The organism is Paenibacillus alvei DSM 29, from assembly GCF_000293805.1.
Taxonomy (GTDB): Bacteria; Bacillota; Bacilli; order Paenibacillales; family Paenibacillaceae; genus Paenibacillus_B; species Paenibacillus_B alvei.
On record NZ_AMBZ01000002.1, the window covers coordinates 307,418 to 321,512 of the forward strand.

General features: G+C 47.2%; 11 protein-coding genes and 1 other annotated feature (1 of these 12 only partly in view). Of the genes, 3 read left to right on the forward strand and 8 right to left on the reverse strand.

Going from position 1 to position 14,095, the window contains the following annotated elements:
• Window positions 1–17: 17 nt before the first annotated feature.
• The 5 genes from PAV_RS07815 to PAV_RS07835 all read right to left on the reverse strand — a co-directional run bounded on the left by PAV_RS07815 (window position 18) and on the right by PAV_RS07835 (window position 6,418).
• Entirely contained in the window at window positions 18–941 is a 924-nt protein-coding gene (locus PAV_RS07815; RefSeq protein ID WP_040735609.1) for a carbohydrate ABC transporter permease, read from the reverse strand.
• 10 nt (window positions 942–951) lie between these two features.
• Window positions 952–1,890: an ABC transporter permease gene (locus PAV_RS07820; RefSeq protein ID WP_005544931.1), complete on the reverse strand. Its 939-nt coding sequence runs from the start codon at window positions 1,888–1,890 to the stop codon at window positions 952–954.
• Window positions 1,891–2,039: 149 nt separating this feature from the next.
• On the reverse strand, window positions 2,040–3,611 hold the full coding sequence (locus tag PAV_RS07825) for a response regulator transcription factor (RefSeq protein WP_005544933.1): 1,572 nt from the start codon (window positions 3,609–3,611) through the stop codon (window positions 2,040–2,042).
• Window positions 3,612–3,690: 79 nt separating this feature from the next.
• A complete protein-coding gene (locus PAV_RS07830; protein ID WP_005544935.1) occupies window positions 3,691–5,661 on the reverse strand; it encodes a sensor histidine kinase in 1,971 nt (656 codons plus the stop codon).
• Window positions 5,662–5,989: 328 nt separating this feature from the next.
• On the reverse strand, window positions 5,990–6,418 hold the full coding sequence (locus PAV_RS07835; protein WP_005544936.1) for an OsmC family protein: 429 nt from the start codon (window positions 6,416–6,418) through the stop codon (window positions 5,990–5,992).
• A 306-nt stretch (window positions 6,419–6,724) separates the two neighbouring features.
• Between PAV_RS07835 and PAV_RS07840 the strand changes: the two genes are divergently transcribed.
• The 3 genes from PAV_RS07840 to PAV_RS07850 all read left to right on the forward strand — a co-directional run bounded on the left by PAV_RS07840 (window position 6,725) and on the right by PAV_RS07850 (window position 10,093).
• Window positions 6,725–7,600 (forward strand): C40 family peptidase, encoded by an 876-nt coding sequence (locus PAV_RS07840; protein WP_005544938.1) that lies wholly within the window; start codon window positions 6,725–6,727, stop codon window positions 7,598–7,600.
• A gap of 412 nt (window positions 7,601–8,012) precedes the next feature.
• The gene (locus PAV_RS07845; protein ID WP_005544940.1) at window positions 8,013–8,858 is read left to right on the forward strand and encodes a sugar phosphate isomerase/epimerase family protein; all 846 of its coding nucleotides are present in this window, start codon (window positions 8,013–8,015) and stop codon (window positions 8,856–8,858) included.
• Between the two features lie 110 nt (window positions 8,859–8,968).
• Window positions 8,969–10,093: a Gfo/Idh/MocA family protein gene (locus PAV_RS07850; protein WP_005544942.1), complete on the forward strand. Its 1,125-nt coding sequence runs from the start codon at window positions 8,969–8,971 to the stop codon at window positions 10,091–10,093.
• 204 nt (window positions 10,094–10,297) lie between these two features.
• Here PAV_RS07850 and PAV_RS07855 read toward each other — a convergent pair whose 3' ends face one another.
• The 3 genes from PAV_RS07855 to ilvA form a co-directional block, all read right to left on the reverse strand.
• Entirely contained in the window at window positions 10,298–10,636 is a 339-nt protein-coding gene (locus PAV_RS07855) for a DsrE family protein (RefSeq protein WP_005544944.1), read from the reverse strand.
• 122 nt (window positions 10,637–10,758) lie between these two features.
• Window positions 10,759–12,426 carry a glutamine--tRNA ligase/YqeY domain fusion protein gene (locus tag PAV_RS07860; protein WP_005544947.1) on the reverse strand — a complete coding sequence of 556 codons (1,668 nt, stop codon included), beginning with the start codon at window positions 12,424–12,426 and terminating at the stop codon, window positions 10,759–10,761.
• A gap of 143 nt (window positions 12,427–12,569) precedes the next feature.
• On the reverse strand, window positions 12,570–13,835 hold the full coding sequence (gene ilvA / locus PAV_RS07865) for a threonine ammonia-lyase IlvA (RefSeq protein ID WP_005544949.1): 1,266 nt from the start codon (window positions 13,833–13,835) through the stop codon (window positions 12,570–12,572).
• 141 nt (window positions 13,836–13,976) lie between these two features.
• Window positions 13,977–14,095: a binding site (T-box leader), on the reverse strand; it runs 197 nt beyond the window's last position.

A 14,095-nucleotide genomic window follows, 5' to 3' on the forward strand; every position in this document is an offset into this window, starting at 1 on the left:
CGTTATGGTAGTAAGAATTATTCTTTTACTGCACCAATCGTCAAGCCTTGAACGAAGTAGCGTTGGAAGAATGGGTAAGCACATGCGATTGGCAATGTTGCCAGTACGACGAGTGCCATCCGTGTTGCTTCCTGCGGCAACGTTCTGAGCATTTCGAGCGATTGACCGGATGAGTTCAACTGAGCGTTTGACAGCAAGAACTGCATACTGTTCTCGATGCGCATCAGCATGGACTGCAATGGAACGAGTGACGGATTGTCGATATAGAGCAAAGCGTTGAACCAGTCGTTCCAGAAGCCCAATGTCGCGAACAAACCAATTGTCGCAATCCCCGGCAAGGAGATTGGAAGTACAATCGTAATGAATGCCCGCAATTCGCCAGCACCATCGATCTTCGCGGATTCGATAATCGCATCCGGTACTGTCGTGTTATAGAACGTACGCATGATGAGTACGTAGAACGCGTTCATAATAAGGGGCAAGATAAGCGCCCAAATCGAATCCTTCAAGCCCAATACTTGCGTGATAACCATGTACGTCGGTACGAGACCGCCGTTGAACAGCATCGTAAAGAATGCGATGAAAGAGAAAAATCCACGGTACGAGAAATTCTTGCGTGATATCGCATAAGCATACAAGCTAATAACCACCAAGCTGATCAACGTACCAACTAATGTAATGAAGATCGTAATCCCGTAGGAATTGAGCAGCTGATCTCCTGCCTTGAAAATGTACTCATAAGCAGAGAAGCTCCATTTTTCAGGAAACAGTGTGTAACCCTTGCGTGCCAATGATTCTTCATCCGTTAACGAGATGACGATAACGAAGAGGAATGGGTAGACACACATAAGAGCGAATGCACCGGCGATAATATTGAACAACAGGTTCGTACCTCTGGACAACTCATGAACGTCACGATGTTTAGTCTTACGCAAAGTCATTCCCCCTAACCTAGAACAACGCATTGTCTTTGTTGAATTTTCGAACGATCCAGTTCGAGGTCATGACAAGAATGAATCCGACTAATGATTGATACAAGCCAGCTGCCGTACTCATTGCAATTTCCCCTGTCGCCTTCAAACCGCGATATACGTAGGTATCGATTACGTTCGTTACCGCATACAACGGACCAGAATCACGCGGGATTTGATAGAACAAACCGAAGTCTGCGTAGAAGATCCGTCCCACAGCGAGCAGCGTCAAGATTGTAATAAGCGGAGTAATGGCCGGTAATGTAATGTGGCGAATTTGCTGCCACTTGTTCGCTCCGTCAATCATCGCTGCTTCATAGTACGTCTTGTCAATGCCGACAATCGCCGCCAAGTATACGACACTGGAATAACCTACGCCCTTCCAAATATTCAGGAATACAAGGATGTAAGGCCAGTACGTCGTATCGGAGTACCAGGATACAGGCTCTTTCCCGATCCAAGCCAGGAATTGGTTCAGTACCCCTTTGTCAACGCTCAGGAAGCTGAACGTGAAGTAACCGACGATAACCCAAGACAAGAAGTGAGGCAGGAACATCCCGGTTTGATACAATTTTGCCAACCGTTTATTCACAATTTCGCTCAATATGATTGCCATAGCTACGGCACATACGAGACCGAGAACGATGAAGACCAAGTTGTATAGTATCGTGTTTCTTGTGATGACATAAGCATCATTTGTTTTGAAAAGGTATTCAAAATTTTTAAACCCTACCCATTCGCTTTGCTGCAAGCTGGCAAGGAAGCCGTCCCGGCTGAAACGATAGTCCTTGAAAGCGATCACAGTTCCGAACATCGGTAGGTAGGAGAAGAACAAAAACCACAAGGCTCCCGGAAGAACCATTAGCAGAAAGATTCGATTGCGGTTTAAGCTCCGAAAGGCATTTTTGATGAATTGCATCCCATCATCCCCCGTTGCTATGTTGTACTTATAGCGTAACGCAACTGCCTCGCTTCCAATAGTCAACAAACTTTAGATTTGGTGTACAAAATAAAGAAAGGGCTTACACGGCGTCACTTTGCCGTGGATACCCTTTCCAATGCTGGGTATTATGCCAATTCATTCGCCGCACTATGGATCTCTCGATACTCTTTTGGAGAAATGCCAACATACTTTTTGAACTGCTTATAGAAATAGCTTTTATCCCAATATCCAACCTTGGCTGCAATATCCGTCATCCGATAATTTGTTCCTGTCAGCATTTCCTTCGCCTTGTTAATCCGTGTTTTATTCAAATAATCAGAGAACGTGGATTGAACCTCCTTCTGGAACAGCTGTCCCAAATAGACCGGGTTAATATTGTACACCTGACTGAGCGTCTTAAGCGACAGTTCCTCGGCATAACGCTCTTGAATATCATGCAGCACCTGTCTAACAACAGGGCTCATATCCTCCGGTTCGTTCATCAGCTCAATGACATGGGCAGCAACTTGCAAGACATGATCCTTCAAGGCTTCCAGTGTCTGAATATGATACACATCATCGAACCAGTCCCTCTCATCGTTCAGTTGCAATACCGATGACCCCTTCACAGACTGCTTCCAAGCGATGAGCAGTTCCACGGCAAAGTTCCGCATATCGCGCGGAGTGACGCCATCTGTATCAGACAATCGTTCAAAGTCCGCTTCAAGCTGCGTATTCAGCCCGTCCTTATCTCTCGCGTACAGAAGCTTCACATACGGCTCCGTCTCTGGCTGAACCGATGCCGGTCGCGACGAACGATAGCTTTCGATTTCATCGCAATCTATAAGACTGTCATCCACTCTAACAAGATGGTACGGCTGTACCTGCTTTGCATGATCGAAGCTGACAGAAGCCTTGGCGTATCCCTCCTGCACGCTGCCCACGGTCACTTCAAGCACGGATTGCAGCTTTTGCTCTGTCTCTGCCTTCCATCGCAGCAGCACCTCGATTGCTTCCTGCTTGTCCTCTCGCTTATACAATCCAAGGACAATTGCCGTTTCTCCATCCCACTCGCGAACGCAAAATCCGCCAAACTTCTCTTCCAACAGATGCTTCGCCTGAGTAGCAACCTCATCCTGCTTCATATAGTCCATTTCATTGTCCTTCCGCACCTCTGGCCGAACAAGAACAACCATATAATAAGGATGAACGAAATGGAGATCCAGCAAATCTGCCCGCTGCTGCAGTTCTTCCATATGAATCCGGTCACGCAGCCAGCGGAATAACACGTTATCCCGCAAGATGTCGCGGTTATGAAGCTCCACCATATGGTGCATGCGCGATTGATCCAGCTTCTGTACCGTGTTCTCTAGTGTAGAGCGGAATTCATCGATGTTGATCGGCTTCAGCAGATAGTTCTCGACTCCGTGCTTAATCCCTTCCTTTACGTACACAAACTCATTATATCCACTCAATATGATGAAGCGCGTATGCGGGTGAACCTGCTTCACCTTCTCAATCAACTGCAGTCCTGTCATCTTGGGCATCATAATATCCGTCACAACCAAGTCGACCGGGTGATCCTTCAGCAGATCCCAAGCGGCCTCCCCATTTTCCGCTTGCCCAACAATGCGGAGTCCATAGTCATTCCACTCTAATATAGATTGCAATCCTTCAATAATAAACGGTTCATCATCGACTAAGAATACATCGTACATCTATATCCCCCCAACTCTAGTCACACGAAGTTTGCTTTTCATGATGAAGTAGTGGTACTAGAAGTGTTCATCCACGCTATTATTGCAGCGGCACCCGGACGGTCGCCGTTGTACCTACGTGCAAGGTACTGTCTATCGTCAATCCATATTGTTCACCGTACAGAATGCGGAGTCGTTCCTGCACATTCTTTAATCCGAGTGAGCCATGATCCTGAATGTTCGGCTGCTCCAAATCCCTCTGAATCTCCTGCAATCGTTCTGGTTCAATCCCTTTTCCATTATCCGCCACCCGAATAATAAGTTCACCCTCATCCTGATCAACCTCAATGCGGATATGATTATCATTTCGATCCAATACAATGCCGTGGACAAGATAATTTTCAATTAGGGGCTGAACCGACAGCTTCATCGTATTATAGCCGCCAAGCCGTTCATCCATTTGAATGGTAAATTGCAGCTTGTCGCGGTAACGAATTCGAGTGAGCTCTAAATAACGGCGGCAGTTTTCAATTTCTTCATTTACCGTGATGATTGTCTTGTCCTTCACCATATGGCGGAACATCGCTGCCAGACTGTAGATCATTTCCCCAACATCATGAGCGCCTTTGGATACGGCCCGCATACGGATTACTTCTAATGTGTTATATAGGAAGTGAGGCTTGATCTGCGCCTGCAAGGCAATCAATTCCGCATGCTTCTGCTTTAGTTCAGACTTATAGACCTTATTAATGTACTGCTTCAAGTCCTCACACATCTGATTAAAGCTTCCCGCAATAAGTCCCAGTTCATCTTCGCGTGTAACCGGAAGCCGTACATTCAGATTACCTTCCTGTACCTTCTTCATCGCCATTACAATCGTCTGTGTACGGCGGGATAAATGGAGTACGGAAAGGTACGTCACCATCAGAACGGCAAAGATACAGAGAGTCGTGACGATGCCAATCGTGTTCTTTAATCCCGACAAATGATTGGTAATGGCCGCCTCCGGGAGTGCGCCTATGACATACAACCCCAGCTTATTCGTCTGGGAGACGGTTACATAGGTGGACTTCCCATTCAGTTCGATCGACTGCGGCTTATTCCGTTCAAGCTTGGACAGCTCATCTACATTGGCCCATTTCACCGCATCCTGGGCTTGCGAGGAGGGGTATATTACATCCCCCTTCTGATTCAGCACGAGCCATTGCTCGCCTCGGAGTGAGTATCCGATCTGACGTCCAATTCCGTTCGCATTGAAGTCAATCGTAATGTGCCCTGCCGTCAGCAAGGATTCTGGGCTGCTCACACGATTCGTGACACTAATGAGCGGCAGCTTCTCGGATTCCGACTGAATCACATTTTCCTTCACGAGAATTGGGCCTTGCCCCTGCTGTCCCTTCTGCCCTAGCCGCTTCGTCTCCTCCTGTCCCATTATATCGACCAAGCGATCAGAGGGGCGAAAAACAGGCATATCCTGTATATCGGCCGAATTATCTTCCTTTTTACTTTGCTTCATATAAGAAGTAACTCGCTGTCCGAAACGATCCATTTTCCACTGCATATTCACCTGCGGATCCTGACTCCAGTCATAGAGACCGCCCTTCGCTCCATCGCCAGTATACATATAAGCAAACTGCTTTGTAGGACTGATAAGATTAATATTTTGCAGGTCAGGATCCTTCCAGAATTGGAGCATAAAAAATTCCTGCATTTTGCGCACATAGAACACATTGCTGGAACTGTAAGCATCTAAACGATAGCGGATATATTGCTCATACCCTTCATTCAACAAGTAGACTGTGTCCTGAATGAGCATATTATCCTGGTACACCTGCTGTACAATCGCCTGAGCAAGGTCGTTCTTCTGATCTATATAGCGGTAAATGGTATCCACCGTACGCTGCTGCTCCATCAAGGCGTTACTGACATCTTTACGCGCAAAAAATTCATAGGCGAATACGGATACCGTTACTAATGAAGCAACCGCAATCAGTGAGTACATCGCAATTAATTTATTAAACAGCTTCTTTTTAAAGTGCTTCTGATACATTTGGTGAAACGGTTTCAACAAGGCTTATACCCCCATCCCTTGTCGGCACACGAGCTCGATAGCGGTTCGGTACCGCTTTCTTTTTCTTGTTTAGCACATCCACACCTGAAAGATTGCCATTCAAACCAGATGCGTCTTACTCAAGCTTTATAATATCATAATCAATATATTGAACATAACTCTAAGTGTGAATCTATTGTTGCTGGTGGTTCTGTATCTTGATCCTACTTCTATGATTACATATATACAACACAAACGATATCTTTTAGAATTATTAATATATTCCAATTGGGGATACATAACGAAACCCAGCCTCCCTAAGGAAAGCTGGGTTTTATTGCGGCATCATTCAGCCCTTCGCAAGCTGATCGGAGAAGTAGATTTCAATTTCCTTATTTATAAGGCGGAGCAATGTACAGCGATTCCGTACCGCGCCGAATAACTCGTCGCGCTCTCCCTGATGAAGCCCATCTGCGTGAATGAGGAACGTAATATATAGAAGCTTGCCCTCGCCACTCCGCTCATCCACCGCGTCTACGTGAAGAGACTCTAAATTCCAAGCCTTCTCCGTCACATAGGCACGAATCGATTCTGCTACTGCAAATGCTAGGCTCAGCATCCATAGGTCAAAAGACCCGGCTACCACACCTGCTTCCGAAGTCTCTCCTGCCCCTTTCACGAGGATTTGAACATCGCCACAGCTTCCTGCCCATTCATTTGGTTTCATTTCCTTTACATGAACTCGCACAACTGTCACCTCTCCTCTACCCAATTCCATTAGCACAGTCATCTCCGCGCCCAGCTTGGGTTTGCTTAAACTGTTTCCAGCAAAACTTCAATCCTATTGCGACACGATTTTTTGTCTACTTACATTTCCATCTCATTTTTTTGCATTCTCCATCCGTCTCTTTCTCCTCAAATCCCTTGCTGTATAAGGGTTAACACTTCGGTTACAGTTTAGTTACAGTTTTGTCATTTTTAATACTTCCAGACTATTGCCAGCTTTTTTAAAATTATGTTAGTCTGGTTTTGTCGATTTTTTAGTAATCAATTTACATTTTTAACAGCTAGAGGAGGAGATGTAGTGAAGACCGCCATACGGACTGCCCTTGCTGCAAGTGCAGTCATCGGATGCTTGCTGTTTGCAGACAGCTCACTAGGCACAAAAGCCTTTGCTGCTAGCGAAACGAAGCAAGCCACGATCCACGTCAACGGAAATGCCTTACAATTTACCGATATTATACCCATTATTGATGAAAATCAAAATATGTATGTCCCAGTCCGCAGCTTTGCGGAGCAAATGGGTTACTCCCTGTCGTGGTCCGCTGTCAACTCCAGCGTGAACAATATTGAAATTTCGAATGGCACAACGACTGTCCGTTTTCGTTCAGACAGCGCTTCTGCCGATGTGAATGGCGATACAATTAACATGGGCGGGAATCCTTGGGTATACAAAGATAATACATATATTCCGTTTCGCTTTTTGATGAACTCATTTGATTTGGATTTTGAGTGGACACCTGATTATTTAAATAGCATCCCTCGCATCGATCGCAGTCCGCAAAAAAAGGTTGCTGCTACGTCATCTGCACAAAGTGTGGCTTCCCGCATCATTAATACCGGACGCAGTTACTTAGGCGTTCCTTACGTATGGGGCGGAACATCACCCAGCGGCTTCGACTGCTCTGGATATATTCAATACATCTACCGCAAGCACGGGGTATCTTTGCCGCGAACATCTCGCGAGATGTATAGCGCAGGGTATCGGGTGAGCAATCCAATACCGGGCGATCTTGTATTCTTCGCGAGCAACGGAAGCACAATCTCTCATGTTGGTGTCTATATTGGCAACAACCAATACTTGAATGCTTCTTCAGGCAAAGCTTATCAAGTCGTTGTGACCAGCATGTCGTCCGCATGGTCCAAGCGCACTTATGTAGGTGCCAAGCGCGTTCTGTAATAATCATACGACTTTTTTAGCCCGCATTAAATGCGGGCTTTTTATTGTCTCCCTACCTTTATAAATACAAGAGATACAAACAAATATGATCAAGACTACACAACCGTTGTGTTTCGTCATGTATCCCTTATGCAGTCTTCCATACTCTTCTATGCTCATGATAGTAACAATCGCCCTGAACTAAAATTTACAAACGTCCGTATTCTGAAGGTACAGAGCGCTCAAGTATAAATTTGGCATGAAAACGGTGTCATTATGACGGAATTGGCACATTGTCCGCTTTAACATTATCTGCTACTCTCGAATCAAACTCACTTCCTGTACCTTTCACAGATGAATTGCCGAGTTTCAAGTTCTGCATTCCATTGATATGAAGAAAGCTTATCACCTTTCGCGCATAAGGAGGAACAGCATGAAACTATCTATTGGTGGATTTTCATTCAATAATTTGCGAGTCGAGGGCAAGATGGACATCTTCGCCTATATCGAAACCGTCTATAAACGGTATCAATTACAGGGTATCGATTTCTGGAACGCATTTTTCGCTGATACAACACGCCCGCTATGGCAGATTGCGGATGACGATATGCTGCACCGAATTCGACAAGCACTTGTTGAGCGTGAAATGAATCTCGTCAACATTGCGGTCGATCAGGCCCATATTTGGGATCCAGATCCTGAGATACGAGAAGCGCTTCATCAAAATGCCCTCGCCCATCTTCGTGCAGCCGAAATTATGGGCGCACAATCCGTGCGAATTGATGCTGTTCTTCATGGGGACGACGTGCTCAGTGATGAGGCGCTTGAATATATCACGATGCGATATCGTGAATACGCACAGCGTGGCGCTGAGGGGGGATACTGGGTTGGGCCAGAGAATCATACTGGCTGTGCACTGCAGCCTGATACACTGGTTCGTATCTCTGAAGAAGTCAATCATCCGAATTACGGCATTCTGCTCCATATTGGCCGCTGGAAGCCGCCTGGTGATTCCTTCTCGATTCGCAACGCTACGCCGGGAACATGGGATAGCTATGCAATCGAGGGCGACCTACAGGCAGCGCCATGGGTACGACATACCCATGTAGATTACCGATTGATTGAATCGCCAGATGCCAAGGATCGGTTAGCATCGCTCAAGAACGCCGGCTACAACGGATATTGGGCAATTGAATACAATGCGCCGTATGATCAATTGGCTGCCATGGATGAGGCTCTTGGGAAGCTGAAAGGGCATCTGACTTCACTGTCTGCGTAACAAGTAGGCATAGTGCATTACCTGTTCTGGCGCGCCGCATTCCTTCATAGGGTGCTCTCACATGCAGCCAATCAACTTAGAACGGAGAGTAAAGGGGATAACGAATAACGATGGAATCAAAGCGTATTGCCGTCATTGGAGTAGGTCAGATTGGCAAGCATCATCTGGATGAATATGCCCGCGTCGGCGGTGCAGAAATAGTTGCGCTGTGCGATGTCAATGAAGCTGAGGCACGCCGTGTAGCCGAGCAATATCAAGTCCCTCACGTATATACGGACTTCCGCGAGCTGCTGAAGCGTGACGATATCGAGGCCGTCGATGTATGCCTGCACAACAACTTCCATGCACCAATCACCATTGCTGCATTGGAAGCAGGCAAGCATGTCTATTGCGAAAAGCCGATAGCAGGCTCTTATTTCGACGGAGCAGCTATGATCGAGGCCGCAAAGGCAACTGGACGCATGCTGCATATTCAACTAGCTACCCTGTATAATGCGGAAACAAAAGCCGCAAAAACATTAATTGATGATGGGCAGCTCGGCAAGCTGTACCACGCCCGTTCAACCGGCTTCCGTCGCCGCGGACGCCCTTATGTCGACGGGTACGGCACACCGGCCTTCACCCAGAAGGCAATCGCTTCTGGCGGTGCTTTATACGATATGGGCGTCTATCATATCACCCAGCTTCTGTACTTGTTAGGCATGCCGCAGGTTACCCGCATCAGCGGCCAAACCTATCAAGAAATGGATATGCTACAGGAGCGCCGGGAAATTAGCAAGTTTGACGTAGAAGAGCTTGGTGTCGGCCTTGTGAAGTTCGAGGGTGGCCTAACCCTTGATATTATCGAAGCATGGGCGATCTATCTGGATGGCTTTGAAGGCAGCAGCATTGTAGGCTCGAAGGGCGGGCTGCGCATGCCATACCATACGAGTCAGGCCCAGCATCCATTCACCTTCCATAATACCGTGTCGGATATGGACTTCAATACGGCGGTGGATGTGCATGCGATGAACCACCGCAGACACCTTCTTAACCCAAATGAATGGGCGTATGACTCTTCCCAAGGACACTGGATCGCGGCATTGAAAGGCATTGTACCTTTGCTTCCTACTGCGGAGTTGGCGTTGAATACGATGCTGATAAGTCAGGGCATCTACATGTCTAGTTCACTCGGGCGTGAAGTAACCGCAGATGAAATCATTGCCGGGTCGGTATCTACTGCAGTCCATATTTAAGGATTTCCATACCTTTGCCCGGTGTTACGGCATAACGAAAAGGCAGGATCATGGTGGTGCATGATTCTGCCTTTTTCCTTGATTCTGATGAACCGCTGCATCTGACTTACTAATTCTCGTTCTCCGATGCAGACAAAAAACCGGACTCTCCGAAGAGAATCCGGTCGATACAGCTAAGATAAGCTGCCGGTATCCATCTATAGATTATCCGATAGTCAAGACCTCGTGCTTGGCAGCAAGCTCAACGAACGTACCCATACCGGAAATCTCCCCTGTTGTTAGAGTATCAGCAATCCCATAATGATCGACACAAGTTTTGCAGGCAAGCACCGGCACGCCAAGCTTCTCAATCTCAGCCAGCTGTAAGGACGCCAATGACTGTGAAGTCAAGGCGAGAACGCCGCGATTCATGCAGAAAACTGCTACTGGAAGCTCTTCCTGTTGTTTAACGAGCGTCAGGAAGGTTTCCAAAATTGTGGCGCCGAGACCATTCTCAGCAGCACCAATTGTATCTGATGTCAGTAAAATGACTTTGCCTTTCATAGAAAGACCTCCTTCATCTTCGCGCCTGCACGATGTACCGTCTGTCCAATCGGCACAGCATCAGGTGTCCTTCTCGCGTCAAGATGCGGCGCTTACAGGAACATTAACATTCCTGATTCTTCTTATTGCTTCGGCAATGCGAACGAGCTCTTCAACGAAACAGTTAAGTTGAATACCGGCTTACCAGGAACGGAATACTTCGGATCAACATTGAAGTAGCCATGGCGGAAGAATTGGAACTTGTCATGCGGCTCCACATCCTTCATATTCGGTTCGATGAAGCCTTGTTCTACAACAAGCGAGTTCGGATTAATGCGCTCCAGGAAGGTAGCGGATTCGTCCTCATCCTCTTGCTCGTCAAGAATAAGCGGCTCGTACAAGCGGAACTCAGCAGGAACAGCATGTGTAGCATCTACCCAATGGAGCGTTCCCTTTACTTTGCGGCCTGTAAACCCGCTTCCGCTCTTCGTTTCTGGATCGTACGTACAATGGATTTCCACTACATTTCCGTTTTCGTCCTTCACGAAGTCATTGCACTTGATGAAGTAAGCATGCTTCAAGCGTACCTCATTGCCTGGGAACAGGCGGAAGTACTTGCTTGGCGGATTCTCCATGAAATCATCTTGCTCAATGTAAATTTCACGCGAGAACGGAATTTGGCGAACGCCCATTTCCGGATTCTCTGGATTTACTTCTGCATCCAGCCATTCTACTTGTCCTTCCGGATAGTTCGTAATAACGACCTTCAGCGGCTTCAATACACCCATAGTCCGTGGCGCCTTCAGCTTCAAATCCTCACGCAGGAAGTGCTCCAAATATTTAAAATCAATCACACCGCTCGATTTCGTTACACCAATCTCTCGGCAGAACGTACGGATAGACTCTGGTGTAAACCCGCGACGGCGAAGACCGGATACTGTAGGCATGCGCGGATCGTCCCAGCCGTCCACAACATTCTCGTCTACGAGCAGCTTCAGCTTACGCTTGCTCATGACCGTATTCGTCAGATTCAGACGCCCGAATTCATATTGATGCGGTGTTTTTTCCATCTCGCTTTGCTCAACGACCCAGTCATACAATGGACGCTGATCTTCAAACTCAACTGTGCAGATGGAATGCGTTACACCCTCAATGGCATCCTCAAGCGGATGCGCGAAAGCGTACATCGGATAGATGCACCATGCATCGCCTGTATTGTGATGTGATGCATGAGCGATACGATAAATGACCGGATCACGCAAGTTAATGTTCGGTGATGCCATATCGATTTTGGCGCGAAGTACTTTTTCTCCGTTGCTGAATTCGCCATTGCGCATACGAGCAAACAAGTCCAGATTTTCCTCAATTGAGCGATCACGATAAGGACTGTTTTGTCCAGGCTCTGTAAGCGTTCCGCGCGTCTCACGGATTTGATCCGCGGACAGGTCGTCAACGTAAGCCAGACCTTTTTTAATCAGTAATATGGCACGATTGTACATTTCTTCGAAGTAGTCGGATGCAAAATAGAGTCCGTCCCACTTAAAGCCGAGCCACTCTACATCCTCTTTAATCGATTCGACGTATTCCGTATCTTCCTTTAGCGGGTTCGTATCATCGAAGCGCAGATGCGCACGACCCTTGAACTCACGCGCAAGCTCAAAGTTCAAGCATATCGACTTCGCATGTCCGATATGCAAATAGCCGTTCGGCTCAGGCGGAAAGCGTGTAACGATATTGTCTACGCGGCCTTCCTGTAAATCATCCACAATAATATTGCGGATAAAGTTGGAACTATGATTCGGATTGTCCACCAGTCATCAACCTTTCTTTGCCCTAACACACTTTGTTTATAAATATACCCGTATCGTCAAGCGAGTTCAACACCGATTGTCCACTTACAACGTACTGCACGTGCGCAATGAACCGCCGACATTCCCTGATCCAGACGCTTCTTCTATACCAGAAGATCGAACAGCGTCTTATCCTTGTTCACTTCAATGTATTGGATGCCCCTTTTGTTCATCCTTTCCACAAGCGGCTCGTAATCTTCCTTATACTTCAGCTCAATACCGACAAGCGCAGATCCATTATCTTTGTTATGCTTTTTATTATATTCGAATCGGGTAATATCATCGTTCGGTCCCAGCACGTCTTGCAGGAACTCCCGAAGGGCGCCTGCCCGCTGCGGGAAGTTGACAGTGAAGTAATATTTCAAGCCTTCATAAATGAGCGAACGCTCTTTAATTTCCTGCATCCGATCAATATCATTATTGCCGCCGCTGATGACACATACGATCGTTTTGCCGCGAATCTGATCCCGATACAAATCAAGTGCCGCGATCGGGAGAGAACCAGCAGGCTCGACTACAATTGCATTTTCATTATACAACTGAAGAATCGTTGTACATGCCTTGCCCTCTGGCACTTGAATGACATCATCCAGTAAATTGGAGCAAATGTCATAAGGAAGCTGACCGACGCGCTTCACTGCCGCACCATCGACAAACTTGTCGATCGACTCCAGCGTGAGCACTTCCTTACGTTCAAGCGCTGCCGTCATCGACGCGGCTCCTTCTGGCTCTACGCCTACAATGCGAGTCGATGGGCTGACGGTCTTCACATAAGTGCTTACGCCTGCCGCCAATCCACCGCCGCCAATTGTGACGAATACATAGTCTGCCGCGCCTTTCAATGACTCCATAATCTCCATGCCTACTGTCCCGTTGCCCGCAACGATATAAGGATCATCAAATGGATGGATGAAGGTGCTTCCCTTCTCCTCACAAATGTTCATGGCTGCTTCATATGCATCATCATACGTATCCCCAGTCAGTACAACATTGACGTACGATCCGCCGAATCGCTTCACCTGGGATACCTTCTGACTTGGCGTTGTGCTCGGCATCACGATCGTGCCCTGAATTTGTAGCGTTTGGCAGGAATAGGCCACGCCTTGTGCGTGGTTGCCTGCACTTGCGCAGACGATGCCGCGCTCAAGCTCCTCATCTGTCAGATGGCGAATCATGTTGTAGGCACCGCGAATCTTGAATGAGCGGACAATCTGCAAATCCTCACGCTTCAAATAGACGTTGCAGTCATACTTAGCGGACAATATCGGGTCACGCTGAAGCGGTGTCCGAACGATGACTTCTTTGAGCACGTGATGTGCACGAACGATATGTTCCATAGTAACTGCATGTGCTGCTTGGGTCGTTTCCATTGTCGGTTCCTCGCTTTCGATCGAATATACGTCATTTGTATACCATGATAAAGGAAGTTCAAAAAGATCGGTTCCTGTTTCACTTTGTAATCAAAAGTGATCGGTTTTAAATAACCTATAAAAACAAAAAACTCATCCCTGGAAAGGGACGAGTTCGATCTCGTGGTACCACCCTTGTTCTGCAACTGGGCATCACCGAACCATCATTCGAAGGTATCGATTGCACGCTGCTGCAGCGCTTGGCCGCGCATTCATTTATC

Excerpts from the sequence above, each read along its gene's own strand:
- PAV_RS07815 (WP_040735609.1), bottom strand. The coding sequence starts at position 941 with ATGACTTTGCGTAAGACTAAACATCGTGACGTTCATGAGTTGTCCAGA.
- PAV_RS07820 (WP_005544931.1), bottom strand. The coding sequence starts at position 1,890 with ATGCAATTCATCAAAAATGCCTTTCGGAGCTTAAACCGCAATCGAATC.
- PAV_RS07825 (WP_005544933.1), bottom strand. The coding sequence starts at position 3,611 with ATGTACGATGTATTCTTAGTCGATGATGAACCGTTTATTATTGAAGGA.
- PAV_RS07835 (WP_005544936.1), bottom strand. The coding sequence starts at position 6,418 with ATGGAATTGGGTAGAGGAGAGGTGACAGTTGTGCGAGTTCATGTAAAG.
- PAV_RS07845 (WP_005544940.1), top strand. The coding sequence starts at position 8,013 with ATGAAACTATCTATTGGTGGATTTTCATTCAATAATTTGCGAGTCGAG.
- PAV_RS07850 (WP_005544942.1), top strand. The coding sequence starts at position 8,969 with ATGGAATCAAAGCGTATTGCCGTCATTGGAGTAGGTCAGATTGGCAAG.
- PAV_RS07855 (WP_005544944.1), bottom strand. The coding sequence starts at position 10,636 with ATGAAAGGCAAAGTCATTTTACTGACATCAGATACAATTGGTGCTGCT.
- ilvA (WP_005544949.1), bottom strand. The coding sequence starts at position 13,835 with ATGGAAACGACCCAAGCAGCACATGCAGTTACTATGGAACATATCGTT.